Annotated in this window: 15 protein-coding genes; 13 read left to right on the forward strand and 2 right to left on the reverse strand. The window is 69.6% G+C overall.

Annotation, left to right across the window (positions count from 1 at the left end; genetic code table 11):
- Positions 1 to 26: 26 nt before the first annotated feature.
- The 4 genes from HJ588_RS13675 to coaD are packed head-to-tail and all read left to right on the forward strand — an operon-like array spanning position 27 to position 4,887.
- Positions 27 to 1,568: a DAK2 domain-containing protein gene (locus HJ588_RS13675; protein WP_171156465.1), complete on the forward strand. Its 1,542-nt coding sequence runs from the start codon at positions 27 to 29 to the stop codon at positions 1,566 to 1,568.
- Complete coding sequence (locus HJ588_RS13680; RefSeq protein WP_171156467.1) at positions 1,569 to 3,773, forward strand: helicase-related protein; 2,205 nt, start codon at positions 1,569 to 1,571, stop codon at positions 3,771 to 3,773.
- Positions 3,770 to 4,345: a 16S rRNA (guanine(966)-N(2))-methyltransferase RsmD gene (rsmD, locus tag HJ588_RS13685; protein WP_171156470.1), complete on the forward strand. Its 576-nt coding sequence runs from the start codon at positions 3,770 to 3,772 to the stop codon at positions 4,343 to 4,345. The genes HJ588_RS13680 and rsmD overlap by 4 nt, the downstream gene beginning before the upstream one ends.
- A gap of 47 nt (positions 4,346 to 4,392) precedes the next feature.
- Positions 4,393 to 4,887, forward strand: a complete 495-nt coding sequence (coaD, locus tag HJ588_RS13690) for a pantetheine-phosphate adenylyltransferase (RefSeq protein ID WP_171156473.1) — start codon at positions 4,393 to 4,395, stop codon at positions 4,885 to 4,887.
- Here coaD and HJ588_RS13695 read toward each other — a convergent pair.
- Positions 4,826 to 5,935 (reverse strand): DUF3533 domain-containing protein, encoded by a 1,110-nt coding sequence (locus HJ588_RS13695; protein ID WP_171156475.1) that lies wholly within the window; start codon positions 5,933 to 5,935, stop codon positions 4,826 to 4,828. The two genes, coaD and HJ588_RS13695, sit on opposite strands and share 62 nt — an antisense overlap.
- Before the next feature lie 191 nt (positions 5,936 to 6,126).
- Between HJ588_RS13695 and HJ588_RS13700 the strand changes: the two genes are divergently transcribed.
- The 5 genes from HJ588_RS13700 to HJ588_RS13720 are packed head-to-tail and all read left to right on the forward strand — an operon-like array spanning position 6,127 to position 10,497.
- The gene (locus tag HJ588_RS13700; protein ID WP_171156477.1) at positions 6,127 to 6,714 is read left to right on the forward strand and encodes a YceD family protein; all 588 of its coding nucleotides are present in this window, start codon (positions 6,127 to 6,129) and stop codon (positions 6,712 to 6,714) included.
- Between the two features lies 1 nt (position 6,715).
- Positions 6,716 to 6,910, forward strand: a complete 195-nt coding sequence (rpmF, locus tag HJ588_RS13705; protein ID WP_171156479.1) for a 50S ribosomal protein L32 — start codon at positions 6,716 to 6,718, stop codon at positions 6,908 to 6,910.
- A gap of 17 nt (positions 6,911 to 6,927) precedes the next feature.
- Positions 6,928 to 7,680, forward strand: a complete 753-nt coding sequence (gene rnc, locus HJ588_RS13710; protein ID WP_171156481.1) for a ribonuclease III — start codon at positions 6,928 to 6,930, stop codon at positions 7,678 to 7,680.
- Positions 7,673 to 8,539, forward strand: coding sequence for a bifunctional DNA-formamidopyrimidine glycosylase/DNA-(apurinic or apyrimidinic site) lyase (gene mutM, locus HJ588_RS13715; RefSeq protein ID WP_171156483.1), 867 nt, complete (start codon positions 7,673 to 7,675; stop codon positions 8,537 to 8,539). The genes rnc and mutM overlap by 8 nt, the downstream gene beginning before the upstream one ends.
- A 44-nt stretch (positions 8,540 to 8,583) precedes the next feature.
- A complete protein-coding gene (locus HJ588_RS13720; protein ID WP_171156485.1) occupies positions 8,584 to 10,497 on the forward strand; it encodes a M3 family metallopeptidase in 1,914 nt (637 codons plus the stop codon).
- Between the two features lie 9 nt (positions 10,498 to 10,506).
- Here the strand turns inward: HJ588_RS13720 and HJ588_RS13725 are convergent, their stop codons facing one another.
- Positions 10,507 to 11,502, reverse strand: a complete 996-nt coding sequence (locus tag HJ588_RS13725; protein WP_171156487.1) for a substrate-binding domain-containing protein — start codon at positions 11,500 to 11,502, stop codon at positions 10,507 to 10,509.
- A 144-nt stretch (positions 11,503 to 11,646) separates the two neighbouring features.
- On the opposite strand from HJ588_RS13725, the gene HJ588_RS13730 reads away from it, so the two are divergent.
- Genes HJ588_RS13730 through HJ588_RS13745 form a run of 4 tightly spaced genes read left to right on the forward strand, consistent with a single transcriptional unit; the run spans position 11,647 to position 16,865 of the window.
- Positions 11,647 to 12,540, forward strand: a complete 894-nt coding sequence (locus HJ588_RS13730; RefSeq protein ID WP_171156490.1) for a carbohydrate ABC transporter permease — start codon at positions 11,647 to 11,649, stop codon at positions 12,538 to 12,540.
- Between the two features lie 9 nt (positions 12,541 to 12,549).
- On the forward strand, positions 12,550 to 13,380 hold the full coding sequence (locus HJ588_RS13735; protein WP_171156491.1) for a carbohydrate ABC transporter permease: 831 nt from the start codon (positions 12,550 to 12,552) through the stop codon (positions 13,378 to 13,380).
- Positions 13,377 to 14,723, forward strand: coding sequence for an ABC transporter substrate-binding protein (locus HJ588_RS13740; protein ID WP_171156493.1), 1,347 nt, complete (start codon positions 13,377 to 13,379; stop codon positions 14,721 to 14,723). The genes HJ588_RS13735 and HJ588_RS13740 overlap by 4 nt, the downstream gene beginning before the upstream one ends.
- Before the next feature lie 36 nt (positions 14,724 to 14,759).
- Positions 14,760 to 16,865 carry an alpha-galactosidase gene (locus HJ588_RS13745; RefSeq protein ID WP_171156496.1) on the forward strand — a complete coding sequence of 702 codons (2,106 nt, stop codon included), beginning with the start codon at positions 14,760 to 14,762 and terminating at the stop codon, positions 16,863 to 16,865.
- The last annotated feature ends 40 nt before the right edge of the window (positions 16,866 to 16,905 follow it).

Genomic DNA, 16,905 nt, shown 5'->3' on the forward strand with positions numbered 1-16,905 from the left:
TCCGCCCGAGAAAGTGTGCCTCCTCCATGCCGCTCGCGCAGCTCGACCTGGTGGCGTTGCGTCGTTGGGTGATCACCGCGCGCGCCGACCTCGCCGCCTATGCCGAGGCGCTCAACCGGCTCAACGTCTTCCCGGTGCCGGACGGCGACACCGGCAGCAACCTGCTGCTCACGATGAGCGAGGCGATCGACCAGCTCGGCACCGACGGTCCGGGCGACCTGCGCGACGCGACCGCGACCATGGCCCGCGCCACGCTCGTGGCTGCCCACGGCAACTCGGGCGTGATCCTCAGCCAGCTGGCCCGCGGCGTGAACGAGGTGGTCTCCCAGGTCGAGGGCGACGCGCTCGACGGGCACGACCTGGCCGCCGTGCTCTCCCGGGCCTCGCAACTGGCCCGCGACGGCGTCTCCCGGCCCGAGCGCGGCACCATGCTGACCGTCGCCGGCGCGGCAGCGTCCGCCGCGGTGTCCGCCGACAGCGGCGGCGCAGACCTGCCCGGCGTGGTGGACGCCGCGGTCAACGGCGCCGGTGCCGCCCTGTTGCGCACCCGCACCGAGCACGAGGTGCTGCGCCGCGCCGGTGTGGTCGACGCCGGGGGAGCCGGCTACCTGCTGGTGATCGAGGCGTTGCAGCGCGTGGTGCGCGGCGAGGGCGGCCTCGCGCAGCGACCCGCCGCCGAGCCGGAGTGGCTGCGGATCAGCGCGCAGGGCAGCGCCGTGCGCAACTCCGACCCTGCGGTGCTCGACGGGTGCGACGGCCACGGTGTCGCGGGCGGCCCGGCATATGAGGTGATGTTCCTGCTGGAGGAGTCCGACGCGCCCCGCGTCGCGACGCTCAAGGGCACCCTCGACGGGCTCGGCGACTCGCTCGTGGTCGCGGGCGGACCCGACCTGTGGTCGGTGCACGTGCACGTCGACGACGTCGCCGCTGCCGTCAATGCTGCGGTCGGTGCCGGGCGGGCGCACCGTTTCGTCATCACCCGCTTCGCCGATGACGCCGCGGCGGGCGCGCTCGTCGTGCTGCCACTCGTCGCAAGCGACGGTATGGCGCAGGCGGTCCGCGACGCAGGTTTCGTGCCGGTGCAGGACGCCACTCCCGCACAGTTGCGAAGCCGGCTGCGTGACGCGAACGCCCTTGTGCTGTGCGGCAGTCCGCACCTGCGCGAGCTGGCCGACGACGCCGCCGCGGGCGGCGCCCCGCACGGCGCACCCGACGCCGACCGGGTGCAGGTCGTCGGCACGGACGCCGCCCAGTTGCTCGCGGCGCTCGCGGTGGTCGTCCCGGACGCCGGCCTGCAGGCCGCGGGCGCTGCGGCCCGCGACGCGCTCGAGGGCGTGCGCAGCCTGCGGGTTGTCAGTGCGGTCGGCGACGATGACGCCATGCGGGAGGTGCGGGACTTCGTCGACGGGCTGCCCGGCGACGCCGAGCTGCTGACCGTCGTGGTCGGCGACCCCGGCCCGGCCGCGGCGCGCCTGGAGGCGGCGCTGCGCTCGGCATACCCGCTGGTCGACGTCACGGTGGTCGACGGCGGGGCGGGCGAGCCGCCGCTCACGATCGGGGTGGAGTAGGTGGCGTTCACCCCGGAGTCGTCACTGAAGCCGATCGTCGGCGACCTCGCGACCAGGCTCGCCAAGCACCGCGACGTGCACACGGTCGGTGACCTGCTGGACTTCCTCCCACGCCGCTACCTCGACGCGAGCAAGAGCGGCCGGCTCGCCGATTTCGCGCCCGGTGAGGACGTCGTGCTGGTCGCGACCGTGGTCGCCGCCACCACCCGCACCATGCGGCAGCGCCGCGGCAAGATGCTGACGGTCGTGCTCGAGGACGCCGACGGGCAACGCGCCGACCTGGTCTTCTTCAAGGCCTACGGCCACGAGGCCCGGCTGGTGCCGGGTGCGCACGGTGTCTTCCGCGGCAAGCTGCAGACCTATCAGGGCAGCTGGCAGCTGGCGCATCCCGACTACACCCTGTTCGACGGCGGCGAGGCCGACCCGGTCTATCGCGGCGGGCTGATCCCACTCTATCCGACGGTCAAGGGCGTCACCGACATGCAACTGACCCGCGCCCTGCGGCTGGTGCTGGACGAGGTCGAGCTGCCCGACCCGGTGCCGCCGGGCATCCGGCGCGAGCGCGGTCTGCCGGTGCTGGCCGACGCCTACCGGCTGCTGCACTTCCCGATGGACGCCAAGGACTGGGGCCGTGGCAAGCGGCGGCTGCGCTACGACGAGGCGCTCGTCGTGCAGACCGTCCTCGCCCAGCGGCGGGCCGAGGCCCAGGCCGAGGAGGCCACCCCGCGGCACGCGACGAGCGGCGGGCTGCTTGCGGCGTTCGACGCCAAGCTCCCCTTCGAGCTGACCGACGGACAGCGGCGGGTCGGCGAGCAGATCGAGCACGACCTCGCGCAGGGTCACCCGATGCACCGGTTGCTGCAGGGCGAGGTCGGCTCGGGCAAGACGATCGTCGCGCTGCGGGCGATGCTCGCGGCGATCGACGCCGGTGCGCAGGCGGCGCTGCTCGCGCCGACCGAGGTGCTGGCCCAGCAGCACGCCCGCTCGATCCGGGCGATGCTCGGCGAGCTCGCCGAGGCGGGCATGCTCGGCGGCGCCGACAACGCCACCCAGGTGGCGCTGCTCACCGGCTCGATGACCAAGGCGCAGCGGGAGAAGGTGCTGCTCGACGTGGCCACCGGGCCGGTCGGCATCGTGATCGGCACGCACGCGCTGATCCAGGAGCACGTGATGTTTGCCGACCTCGGCCTGGTCGTGGTCGACGAACAGCACAGGTTTGGTGTCGAGCAGCGAGATGCGTTGCGGGCCAAGGCGATTCGACCGCCGCACGTCCTGGTGATGACCGCCACTCCGATCCCGCGCACGGTCGCGATGACCGTCTTCGGCGACATGGACACCTCGACCCTGAGCGAGCTGCCGCGCGGCCGGCAGCCGATCGCGACCCACGTCGTGCCGGGCATCCGGCCCGACTGGGTGGCGCGCACCTGGGCCCGCGTCGCCGAGGAGGTGCGGGCCGGCCACCAGGCCTACGTCGTCTGCCCGCGCATCGGCGACCCGATGGACGGCTCGCTCGAGGTGGTGTCCGAGGACGACCCGCCCGAGGCCGACGACTACGCCGAAGGGGAGGAGGGCGAGGCGACCCCGCGCGAACTCACCGGCGTCTACCAGCAGATCGAGCGGCTGCGCGAGGAGCCGTCGCTCGCCGGCATGCGCATCGAGATGCTGCACGGCAAGATGCCGCCCGACCAGAAGGAAGCGGTGATGCAGGCCTTCGGCCGCGGCGAGATCGACGTGCTGGTGTCGACCACCGTCATCGAGGTCGGCGTCGACGTGCCCAACGCGACCGCGATGGTCGTGATGGACGCCGACCGCTTCGGCATCTCCCAGCTGCACCAGCTCCGCGGCCGGGTCGGCCGGGGCGGGGCCGCCGGCCTCTGCCTGCTAGTCAGCGACACCGAGAACCCGCTCACCATCGCCCGCCTGGAGGCGGTCGCGAGCACCACCAACGGTTTCGAGCTCGCCGACCTCGACCTCAGCCTGCGGCGGGAGGGTGACATCCTCGGCGCCGCGCAGAGCGGCAGCCGGTCACAGCTGCGCCTGCTGCGCCTCACCCACAAGTCCGACGTGCAGCTGATCGACTTCGCCCGGGAGGACGCCGCGATGCTCGTCGCCGACGACCCCGCCCTCACCGACCACCCGCAGCTCGCGGCTCTGGTCGCCGAACGCCTCGACGCCGAGCAGGCCGCCTTCCTGGAGCGCGGATGACGCGCATCATCGCCGGCGCCGCCGGCGGCCGGCGGATCGCGACGCCGGCCGGCTCGGGCACCCGCCCGACGTCCGACCGGGTGCGCGAGGCGATCTTCGGCCGTCTCGAACACCTCGACGCGCTCGCCGGCAGCCGTGTCCTCGACCTCTATGCCGGGTCCGGCGCGCTCGGCCTGGAGGCCGCGTCGCGCGATGCGGCGTCGGTGCTGCTGGTCGAGTCCGACCGCAAGGCGGCCGCGGTGATCGCGCGGAACGTCCGCGAGCTGCGGCTCGCCACCGCGACCGTGCGCATCGCGCCGGTGGAGAAGGTGGTGGCCGCGCCGCTGCGCCCGCCGGTGGACCTCGTCTTCGCCGACCCGCCCTACGCCGTCGACGACGAGAGCCTCGCCCGGGTGCTCGCGGCGCTCGTCGAGCACGAGTCGCTCGCCGAGGACGCGGTGCTGGTCGTCGAGCGGTCCAGCCGTTCCCCGGAGCCGACCTGGCCGGTCGACGTCGAGCTGATCGGCCCGCGCCGCTACGGCGAGACCACCTGTTGGTTCGCGCAGTTCGTGCCCGAGGGCGAGTCCGCCTGATCTCGCACTGACCCGCGCGGGTACCCGGCACGGCATACAGTCTCGGCATGACCGGCAACCCGCGCCGGGCCGTGCTGCCCGGCTCCTACGACCCGATCACCAACGGCCACCTCGACGTCATCACCCGCGCCAGCCGGCTGTATGACGACGTGGTCGTCGCGATCCTGCACAACCCGAACAAGCAGGGCACCTTCACCCCGCAGGAGCGGGTGGCGCTGATCGAGGCATCGACGGCCGAGCTGCCCAACGTGCGCGCCGCGGCATACGGCGACCGGCTGATCGTCGACGTGTGCCGCGAACTCGACGCGGGCGTGCTGCTCAAGGGGATTCGCGGCTCGACCGACTACGACTACGAGTTGCCGATGGCGCTGATGAACTCCGAGATGACCGGCGTCGAGACCCTGCTGCTGCCGGGCAACCCGGCGCTCGGCCACTACTCGAGCTCGCTGATCCGGCTGATCGCCGCGCACGGCGCCGATGTCAGCGCGATGGTGCCGCAGCCGGTGCTGGGTCCACTGCTTGCGAAGCTGCGCGCCGGCTGAAGAACGCCGTCGCACCGAGCGCGATCGCCGCACCGATCACGATGTAGGCGACGATCACCGCGATCGGGCCGCCGAGGTGGTTGCCGCCGAAATAGACGATGTCGCGGACCGCGCTCGTGCCCGCGCCGTTCGGGATCAACGGACCGACCGCCCGCCAGAAGCCGGGCAGCAGGTCATATTGGTAGGGCCCGCCCGCGGACGGGTTGCCGAGCACCACGAAGATGAGGATCGTCACACCGATGCCGACCACCCCGAGCAGCGCCTGCATGCCGATGGTCATGACCGCGCTGGACAGCACCAGCAGGGTGCCGAGACCCCAGAGCGCCATGAAGTGTCCGGTGAGCGCGCCCAGCATCGGGTCGACGACGATCGCGCCGAGCAGTCCGGACAGCACGGCGTAGGGGACGAGGGCGAGGATCCGTCCGGCCGCGGCGGCCACGGTGGCCGGCCGCGCCGACGCGAGGAAGCCGATCGCCGCGGTCACCAGGTAGCCGCCGACGATCCAGCCGATCACCAGGTAGAAGCCGGTGAGGCCGCGGCCGTCCTCCTTCTGCACCGGGACCAGGTCGACGGTCCGCGCGGTGCGCTGCTGGCTCGCCTCGACCTTGCCGGCGACCTGCTGCACGGCACTGACGACGGCCGGCCCGCCGCCGCCTGCGACATACAGCGTGTCGGTGGTGCCGCGGGGATTCATCACCAGCGCGGCGCTCTTGTCCCCGCCCGTGACCTGCCGCTTGGCGGTGGCCTCGTCGGCGGTGCCGGACGCCGTGAGCGGGGTGCCGTCGATCGCGTTGATCTTGCCGACGACCGTGGTGGTCTGCGGGCCGGCGACCACCGCCACCGGGATGTTGCTGGGCTTCGGGGCGTGGAACGCCGCAACGTAGCTGAAGATGAAGGCGATCTGCAGGACGAGGACGCCGACGAGCAGACCGAGCACTCGTGGCGAGGCGAGGGTGCGCAGTTCGGCGCCGAATTCCGCCCCGAAGCCGCGGCGGCCGGGTGCCTGCCCGACGTGCCCCGCCTCGTGTCGTCCGTGGTGCGTGGCCATGACCTCGATCTTCTCCCGAACCGTGTTACTACATCTGTAGTGGATGGTGACGTTCGATGGTATGACGGTTGCACACCGGAAGGAAAATCGGCCGGTTTGGGAGACTGGCACCGGAGCCGGTAGCCTTGACCTTCGGTCTTGTCGTCCACGCGCAGGGCCGTGCCTTTTCACCTGCAACTCAAACTTTCTCGATGATGAACGCTGATACCCGCCGCCCACTGGTCCTTGACACCAAGGAGCTTGCTCGGCGACCCGGTCAGATGGTCGAGCGCGAGTTGCAGGTGCCGGCGCCGGAGCACTTCGGCACCGACGTGATCAGCGTTCCGGAGGGTCAGCCGATGACCCTGCGGCTGCGGCTGGAGTCGGTGATGGAGGGCGTGCTGGTCTCGGGCACGGTCAGCGCCACGGCGACCGGTGCCTGCGTGCGGTGCCTGGAACCAGTCGAGCTCGACATCGACGTGCCGTTTCAGGAGCTGTTCGCCTACACCGACAAGGCCGCTCACCACCACGAAGTGGCCGGTGAGGACGAGGAAGAAGACGTGCACGAGCTGGACGGCGACCTGGCCGACCTGGAGCCCGTGCTGCGGGATGCGGTGGTGCCTGCACTGCCCTTCCAGCCGGTATGTCGGGACGACTGCCCGGGCCTGTGCTCCGAATGCGGCGCACGCCTGGCGGACGACCCGACGCACCACCACGAAGTGATCGACCCCCGGTGGTCGGCGCTGGCGGACCTCGCCGGCGGCGAAGACACCACCGACACCGACGAGAAGAGGAATTGACGTGGCTGTCCCGAAGCGGAAGATGTCGCGCGCCAACACCCGTTCGCGCCGTGCGCAGTGGAAGGCGACGCCGACCGCGCTCGCGACCTGCCCCAACTGCGGCGCAGCGAAGCAGGGCCACATGGCGTGCCCCAACTGTGGCACCTACAAGGACCGCCACTACAGCGCGGCGGAGCGCACCGAGCACCAGAACTAAGGGCTCGAACTCTCCGCATGAGTCCTGCGAAGCGGCCTCGTGCTGACGTTCCCCAGCGGCCCGTCGGCGACCTCGCCTCGATCCTGCAGCAGCGGTCGGGAGCGGTCGTCGACGAGCCGCTGCTTTCGCGTGCGCTCACGCACCGATCCTTCGCCTACGAGAACGGCGGCATCCCGCACAACGAGCGCCAGGAGTTCCTCGGCGACGCCGTGCTGGGGCTGGTCGTCACCGACCACCTCTACGACGCGCACCCCGACCTGCCCGAGGGGCAGCTCGCGAAATTCCGTGCCGCCGTGGTGAATTCGCGTGCCCTGGCCAAAGTCGCCCGCGAGCTGGAGCTCGGCGGCTTCCTCATGCTCGGGCGGGGCGAGACCACGACCGGCGGCCGTGACAAGGACTCGATCCTGGCCGACACGATGGAGGCCGTGATCGGCACCGTCTACCTGTGCGGCGGACTGCCCGCGGCCACCAAGCTGGTCCACGACCTGATGGGGGACCTGATCCAGCAGTCGGCGCTGCTCGGCGCCGGGCTGGACTGGAAGACCTCGCTGCAGGAGATCACTTCCACCCTCGCGCTCGGCGTGCCGTCCTACCAGGTCGAGGAGGATGGGCCCGACCACGACAAGACCTTCACCGCCCGGGTGATGATCGCTGAGGAGCAACTCGGCTCCGGCGTCGGCCGCAGCAAGAAGGCCGCCGAGCAACAGGCCGCCGAGGCCGCCTGGCGTGAGCTCAAGGCGCGCAGCGACGCCGCCGCCACCGGTGCCTGAGCTACCCGAAGTCGAGGTCGTCCGCCGCGGCCTCGAAGGCCACGTCGTCGGAAAGCCCTTCTCGGCCGTGGAGATTCGCGGCCCCCGGGTCGCGCGCCGGCATGTGCCGGGCCCGGACGATCTCGCCGCGCGGTTGCGCGGCCGGCTGGTGGCAGCGGCCCGGCGGCGCGGGAAGTATCTCTGGCTGGAGCTCGACGGGGGAGAGGCTCTCGTCATACATCTGGGGATGAGTGGGCAACTGCTCGTCGAGGCCGCCGACGCGCCCCGCGAGAAGCACGCGCACGCGATCTTCGACCTGCCGGACGACCGGCAGCTGAGGTTCGTCGACCAACGCACCTTCGGTGGTCTGCAACTGGTCGACCTCGCCGAGGACCCGTATGGCGGGACGCCCGTCCCGGACGTGATCACCCACATCGCGCCGGACCCGCTCGAAGCGGTCTTCGACCAGGTGGCCGTCGGGCGGGCGATGCGGCGCCGGCGCACGCAGCTCAAGCGGGCGCTGCTGGACCAGACCCTGGTGTCCGGCATCGGCAACATCTACGCCGACGAAGCGCTCTGGCGGGCGAAACTGCACGGCGAACGACCGACCGAGCGGCTCGCGGCAGGTGCCGTGCTGCAGGTGCTCGACCACGCCACGGCCGTGATGACGGAGGCGCTCGGCAAGGGCGGCACGAGCTTCGACGCGCTCTACGTCAACGTCAACGGCGCGAGCGGCTACTTCGAGCGGTCCCTGAATGCCTATGGACGCCAAGGTGATCCGTGTCGTCGGTGCGGCACGCTGATGGTGCGGGAGAGCTTCATGAATCGCTCGTCGTTCAGCTGCCCGGTCTGCCAGCCGAGGCCGCGGGTGCGCAAGTAGGGATCTGCCGACGCGGGCGGTGAGCTGTCGGCTAGTTTGCTGCGGTGACCGAGTTGCAACCGCAGGCCCTGCCCACCGCCGAGGACGCCGAGGACTGGGTGCGCGCAGTCGGCGACGGCGGGCTGACCAGTGCCCGCAGTCTCGTCGAGGCGTTCAAGGCGCAGCCGCCGGCCGAGCCGGTCGCCGTGCTGCAGGCCTGGAACGACATCCAGCTCGCCCTTGGCAATGCTGCGTCCGTGGTCGGCGTCTACTCCGAGGTGCACCCGAGCGCGACAGTGCGCGAGGCGGCCGAGGCCGCGATGCAGGAGCTCGACGCGTTCGCCACCGAGCTGGGCATGGACGTGCGGGTCTTCGAGATCATCGACGGTGTCGACGCCGACGCGCTCGACGAGGACGCGCGGCGGCTGCGGGACCACGCGCTGCGCGACTTCCGGCGCAGCGGAGTCGACCGGGACGACGCGACCCGCGCCCGGCTCGCCGAGCTGGCGGAGCTGGAGCTCAAGGCGAGCCAGGAGCACAGCAAGAACATCCGCGAGGGAGTGCGGCAGATCCGGGTGCAGCCCGAGGCGCTCGCCGGGCTGCCCCAGGACTGGCTCGACGCCCACCCGGCGGAGGCCGACGGCCTGGTCGCGGTCACCACCGACTATCCCGACTCGATCCCGCTGATGACGTTCGCGCAGGATCCGCAGACGCGCAGGGCGATGTCGATGGAGCGGCTCAATGTGGCATGGCCGGCCAACGACGCCGTCCTGCAGCGACTCCTGGGCTTGCGTGCGGAGCACGCGCAGCTGCTCGGCTACCCGACCTGGGCCGACTACGACGCCGAGGTCAAGATGATCGGAAACGCCTCTGCCATCGGCGAATTCATCGACAAGATCACCGATGCGGCGACCGACAGTGCGCTGCGGGACAAGGAGGTCCTGCTGCGCAGGCTGCAGCAGGATCAGCCGGACGCGACCGACATCGGCTCCCCGGACGTCACCTACTACTCCGAGCTGGTGCGCAAGGAGGACTACGCGGTCGACGCGCAGCAGGTCCGCACCTACTTCTCCTTCCCGAAGGTGCGGCAGGGGCTGCTCGACGTCACCGGCCGGCTGTTCGGCATCGGCTTCACCCCGGTGGACGCGCAGACCTGGGACGAGGACGTCGCGGCATACGACGTCACCCGGGACGGGCAGCGGATCGGGCGGATCTACCTCGACCTGCACCCGCGGGACGGCAAGTTCAAGCACGCTGCGCAATTCGACCTGCGCCCCGGGGTGCGTGGCCGCCAGTTGCCCGAAGGCGTGCTGGTCTGCAACTTCAGCCGCGGGCTGATGGAGCACGACGACGTCGTCACGCTCTTCCACGAGTTCGGCCACCTCATCCACCACGTGCTCGGCGGCGACCAGGATTGGGTGCGCTTCTCGGGCGTCGCGACGGAGTGGGACTTCGTCGAGGCGCCGAGCCAGATGCTGGAGGAATGGGCCTGGGACGCCGACGTGCTCGCGACCTTCGCCACCAACGAGGCGGGCGAGACGATCCCGGCCGACCTGGTCGAGCGGATGCGCAAGGCCGACGACTTCGGCAAGGGCTTCCAGGCGCGCACGCAGATGTTCTACGCGGCGCTGTCGCTCGGCCTCTACCTGCGCCCGTATGACGATCTCACCGCCGTCGTGCGGGAGTTGCAGGCGAAGTACTCGGTCTTCCCCTACCTGCCGGACACCCACTTCCACTGTGCCTTCGGGCATTTGGACGGTTACAGCTCCGGCTACTACACCTACATGTGGTCGCTGGTGATCGCCAAGGACATGTTCAGCGCGTTCGACCGCGAGCGGCTCTTCGACGCCGAGGTCGCCGGTCGCTACCGGGACCGGGTGCTAGTGCCGGGTGGCCGCAAGGACGCGGCCGACCTCGTCGCCGACTTCCTCGGCCGGCCCTACACGTTCGACGCCTACGCCTCCTGGCTCGCTGAATAGCGATAGCTATCAAGCACTTCCGCGTCGTAGCAGCTCGACCGGGACGAACTCGCCTGGTGCGCCGGTCGGGCCGTCGAGTTCGGTCAGGAACCGGTCGACGACCCGACCCGCGATGTCGTGCAGGTCGGTGCTGACCGTCGTGAGGGCGGGGGAGAGGTTGCGGCCCACGATCCAGTCGTCGAATCCGGTCAGGGCCAGGTCCTTGCCGACCTCGATCCCGCGGCGGCCCGCCTCGGCATACAGGGCGACGGCGAGACGGTCGCTGGAGCAGACGATCGCCGACGGGCGTCCGCGACCGAGCAGCTTGCGGGCGGCCGCCTCGATGTCCTTGTCGGTCGAGCCGCAGAGGGCGACGCGCGATTTGAGTCCGGCGCGGGCCATCGCCTGCAGGTAGCCGTCACGGCGTTCGGCATCCCAGAAGTAGGGGCTCTCATGACCGAGGAAGGCGATCGTGCGGTGCCCGGTCTCGATCAGCAGCGTCGTCGCCTCGTCGGTGCCGTCCGCGTTGTGGATGTCGACCCAGGTCTGCGGGAGGTCGGGCGCGGTGCGCCCGAAGCAGGCGAACGGCATGCCGAGCCGGTGCGCGGTCTCCATGCGCGGATCGTCCGGTTGCATGCCGGTGAAGACGAATCCGTCGATGCGGCCCGAGCGGCAGAGCTCGGCGATCTCCTCGGGATCGCCGTCGGACCGGGTGAGCACGACGTGATAGTCGTGCGTCGCGGCCGCGGCCACCAGCCCGCGGATGAACTCGACGTTGATGTTGTTGGTGGGTTCGAAGGACTGTGGCGGCATCGGGTGCGCGAGCTGCCCGGTGCGGTTGGACCGCATGCTGCTCGCGCCCGGATGCGGCACGTAGTTGAGTTCGCTGATCACCTTGGCAACCCGCTCCCGGGTCGCCTCGCCGACGCGCCCGCGGCCGCGAATTACGTTGGAAACAGTCTGTATTGAGACTCCGGCAGCATTCGCGACCTGGGTGATCGTGGTGCGTTGGTCACGTGCGGGCACCGCGCCGACCTTCTTTCCTTGTTGTGGTGCACATCACCCGAAAGTCTTGACGTGCAGTGGTCCAGGTGGCAGCTTAGTCATCCAGCGTGAACGTTCAACCAGGATTCGATCACGAGCCTGACGTTCCGACCGAGGGGGTCCTCGATGGCCACGGACACCGGCAATCGCCGACGACAACGACTCGCCGCCTACGGCCTGCTCGCGCCGAGCCTGTTCGGCGTGACGGTATTCCTCGCGGTGCCCATCATCCTGGTGATCGCGTTCTCTTTCCTGCGCTGGAATCTGCTCAACGCACCGGAGTTCGTGGGCCTGGCCAACTACGTCGACGTGTTCCGTTACGAGGGTGCCGGGCACGCGCTGTGGATCACCGTCCTCTACGTGCTGCTCAACATCCCGCTGCAGACCGCGCTGGCACTCGGTATGGCGATGCTGATGAACCGCACTGGCCGGTTCACCTCGGTCGTGCGCGTCCTTTGCGTGCTGCCCTATCTGGCGACGCCGGTCGCAATGGCGGTGGTCTGGCAATGGATCTTCGACCCCACCAACGGGATGGTGAACACGCTGCTGTCGGCGGTGGGCATCACCGGCCCGGACTGGCTCAACTCGAACATGTGGGCGCTGCCGGTGGTCGCCTTCGCCAACATCTGGCAGTACGTCGGTTACAACATGCTGTTCTTCCTCGCCGGGCTGCAGGCGATCCCGGCGCAGGTCTACGAGGCGTCCTCGATCGACGGCGCCAGCCGCTTCCGGCAGTTCCTGCACATCACGCTGCCGCTCCTGCGCCCGACCCTGCTCTTCGTGTTGGTGACCGGGGTGATCGGCTCGTTCCAGGTCTTCGACACCGTCTACGTGATGACCAAGGGCGGCCCTGGCAAGGCGACGACGGTGATGAACCAGCTGATCTACACCAGTGGCTTCCAGGGCTTCCGCATCGGTGCTGCGTCTGCGCTGTCGGTGATCCTCTTCCTGATCATCCTGGCGGTGACGATCGCGCAGTTCACCTACTTCCGCAAGCGCACCGTCTACGAAATGGTCTGAGGGGCAACGATGTTCATCAATCAGATAGCGCGGCGGACGGCATACGTCCTGCTGCTGGTGGTGATCGCGGCGGTCTTCGTCACGCCATACGTCTTCGCGGTGATGGCCGCGTTCAAGCCGCTCGGCGAGATCCAGTCGGGACACGCCTGGGACCTGCCGCAGCACTTCACCTTCGACAACTTCACGACGATCTTCGGCGAGTACCACTTCGGCGACTACCTGCTCAACACCGCGGGCGTCACGCTGATCCTCGCGGTCGGCCAGGTCGGCTTCTCGCTGATGGGTGCCTATGCATTCGCGCGGCTGGACTTCCCGGGCCGGGAGGCGATCTTCTGGGGCTACCTGATGATGCTCATGGTGCCCAACGTGGTCACGATGATTCCGCTCTACGTGATGATGTCGAAAGCCGGTGCGGTCAATACCTATTGGGCGTTGTTCCTGCCGTACGTGTTCGGCACGCCATACACGGTGTTTCTGATGCGGCAGTACCTGCTGAGCATCCCCGGCGAGGTGATCGAGGCGGCGCGGCTCGACGGCTGCTCCGAGCTGCGCATCCTCACCCGGGTGGTGGTGCCGATGGCCCGCCCGATCATCGTGACGGCGACGATCATCGCGGTGATCTTCGGCTGGAACAACTTCCTCTGGCCGCTCATCGCCACCGATTCCAACGCCCTGCAGACACTGACGGTCGGTATCGCAAACTTCAACTCCAACTTCGCCGCGCAGTGGAATCTCGTGCTCGCCGGCTCACTGGTGGCGCTCATCCCGATGGTGGTGCTCTTCGTGGTCTTCCAGAAGCACATCGTCAACTCGGTCAACGTGTCAGGAGCGAGCCGATGACCAGGTTGCGTATGACGGCGGTGGCCGCGGCCGGTGTGCTCGTCCTCTCCGGCTGCTCGGCGGCCGGCTGGGGGTTGCCGTCCGGTGGCGGCGGGAAGGTGCATCTCACCTATGCGCTGTGGGATGCCAACCAGCAGAAGGGATATCAGCGTTCGATCGACGAGTTCGAGAAGCAGCACCCGAACATCGACGTCACGATCGAGCAGGTGCCCTATGCCAGCTACCAGCAGAAGATCACCGCGCAATACATCTCCGGCAACGCGCCGGACGTCTTCTGGGTCAACACGCCGTGGCTTGGCGACTGGGTCAGCGGCGGCCTGCTCGCGGACATCACCGACCGGGTGAAGGCGGCGAACATCGATCTGGGGCAGTACTACTCGTCGTTGGTGAAGCTGCACGAGAAGGACGGCCGGCTCTACGGGCTGCCGAAGGACTGGGACACGATCGCGCAGTATTACAACAAGGACTACCTCGCCACGATCGGCGTGCGATCGGTGCCGACCGACCTCTCCTGGAACCCGGTCGACGGCGGCAGCTACCTGAAGTTCCTCAAGCGGATCACCACGGACACGAGCGGCCGGAACGCTCTGGATCCCAAGTTCGACCCGCGCTCGGTCAAGACGTATGCGATCGCCAGCACCAACGACCCGCAGGCGCAGCTGCTGAGCTTCTTTGCGATGAACGGCGGCTCGATGCTGCCGGCGCCCTTCGCCAAGAAGTCCAGTCTGAACAGTCCGCAGAACCGGCAGACGCTCACCTTCCTGACCAGGATGCTGCAGCAGGCGCATGTTGCCGTGCCGGCCGGGCAGACCGGCCCCAACGGCGACGACACCAACGCGCAGACCCTCTTCGCGTCGGGACGGACGGCGATCTGGCAGACCGGGGACTGGCAGACGCTCGGACTGTCCGGGCTGTCGAAGTTCACGATCGGCGTGGCACCCTTGCCGTCCGGACCGAAGGGGCGGATCAGCGTCTTCAACGGGTTGACCGACGGCATCGCCAGCAACACCGAACACCCCGAGGAAGCGTGGCAGTTGGTGCAGTGGCTCGCCGGCGAACAGTCGCAGCGATTGATGGGCAGCGGCGGCTATGTGTGGCCGGCGATCGAGAAGCTCGACCCGTTGTTCCTCGACTACTGGAGGCGCAAGGGCATCGACCTCACGCCGTTCCTCGACGAGGCGAAGGGCAAGACCGTCAACTTCCCGGTCGCCACGGGCCTCGCGGAGGCGCTGTCGGACGTGAGCATCGCGCTCGGCCCGACCTACCTCGGTCAGTCCTCGCCGGCGCAGGGACTGCGTGACGCGCAACGCATCCTCGATTACCGCATTTCCTACACCAAGTGACCGAACCGACCACCCACCAAGGAGATTGCCGCCCCGATGATGTTTCCCAGTGACACCCCGAGCCCCGCGACCACCATCCATCTCCAGGAGGCCGAGGACGGCACATTGCCGCTCGTGCACGCGGTCACCCACGGCGGCGCTGACGGGTCCGCCGCGCTGCTGGCGGGGCACCCGGGCGTGCCGATGCTGCGCGAGGAATGGCGCTCCTTCTTCGGCCGTCCGGGGCTGCGCGGACACCGGCTGGCGGCACCGGCCGGGGCGGTCAGCCCGGCCCGTGCCGACAGCCGGGACATCGCCGGGCGGGACTGGGCTCCGCGCTTCGAGAGGGTGCGCGTCGAACAGACCGGCGACCGGCTGCAGGTCCGGGCCGTCGACCCGGTGGCCGGACTGGAGCTGCTGACCGAGGTCGAGGCGTTGCCGGGTGGCGCGCTCCGGGCTCGTCACACCGTGACCAACACCGGTGAAACTCCTTATCTGGTCGATGGACTCGACGTTTGCGTGCCAGCGCCGGTCGGTGCCGACGAGATCCTGGACTTCAGCGGTCGGCACGAGCGGGAGCGAGTGCCGCAGAGGCGCCCGATCGCGGACGGTCAGTGGGTGCGCGAGGGACGGCAGGGGTACCCGGGGCACGACGCGTGGACGATGACGGTCGTCGGGCCGCAGGGCTTCGGCTTCCAGCGCGGAGACCTGCTCGCCGTGCACGTGGCGACGAGCGGCAACCAGACTTCGGTCGTGGAGCGCAGTGGTGCGCAGCGAGCGACCGTGTCCGCCGGTGAGCTGTTGATGCCGGGCGAGGTTGTGCTGCAAAACCGTGAGTCCTACACCACCCCATGGATTTTCATCATCGCGGGGGAGGGGCTTGACGGTGTGGCCGCGGCGCTGCACGAGTGGCAGCGCACCCTGTCCTCCCACCCGCGCGAGTCGAAGGTGACGCTGAACGTGTGGGAGGCGGTCTACTTCGACCACCAGCTGGACCGGTTGCTGGAGCTTGCCGAACTCGCGCATGAGGTCGGCGCTGAGCGGTACGTGCTCGACGACGGATGGTTCGGCTCGCGGCGTGATGACACCTCGGGTCTCGGCGACTGGACGGTGTCGGCGGATGCCTGGCCGGACGGCCTCGGGCCGCTCGTCGACAGGGTGCGGGCGCTCGGCCTCGAGTTCGGGTTGTGGTTCGAGCCGGAGATGGTCAACCCCGACTCCGACCTCTACCGTGCGCACCCGGACTGGGTGCTGCAAACGGGCGACCGCACGCCGCTTCAGCACCGCAACCAGTTGGTGCTCGACCTGACGAATCCGCAGGCGTGGCAGCATGTTCGGGACCAGGTCGATGCGGTGCTCTCGTCATACGACATCGGATTTGTGAAGTGGGACTTCAACCGCGACGAGCTCGACGCGGGCAGCAATGCGCACGGGGGAGCACCGGCGTTCCACGCGCAGGCGGAGGCCTACCGTCAGCTGCTGGCCGACCTGCGGGAGCGGCACCCGAAAGTCACGTGGGAGTCGTGCGCCGGCGGGGGCGGTCGGATCGACCTCGACGTGATCGAGCAGGTGCAGAGGTTCTGGACCTCGGACATGACGGACGCGTTGGCGCGGCAGCAGATTCAGCGGTGGACTGGCCAGCTGATCGCCCCGGAGTATCTCGGGGCGCACGTCTCAGCCACCCGGTCGCACCAGACCGAGCGCACGCTGAGCGTCGGATTCCGAGCGGTCACAGCACTTTTCGGATCGATGGGCATCGAGTGGGATCTCACGCAGGCGACTGACGACGAGCGCGCCGAGCTAGCCTCCTGGATCGCCCTGCACAAGGAGCACCGCCGGTTGTTGCACACCGGACGGGTCGTGCGGGTCGAGGTCGACGACCCGGCGATGCTGGTGCACGGCGTCGTGTCGCAGGACGGCGACGAAGCGTTGATCGCCGTCCTGCAGCTCGACGAGTCGGTGCACAACCGCGGGACGGCGATCCGGCTGCCCGGTCTCGCGCCGGACGCCACGTTCCGGCTCGACTGGGTCGGCGGTGACCGAGCACCCGAGCCGGTGCTACCCGACGGGGTGACGGCCACCGGTGCCGCACTCGGCGCGCACGGTGTCTGGCTGCCGCGCAGCCGACCAGAGGTTGCGCGGTTGCTGCACGTGCACCGCTGACGGGCCGGCTGCCGGCGTCGAGGTGGGGCGAGTTCACCTG

Source organism: Flexivirga aerilata, assembly GCF_013002715.1.
Lineage (GTDB): Bacteria > Actinomycetota > Actinomycetes > Actinomycetales > Dermatophilaceae > Flexivirga > Flexivirga aerilata.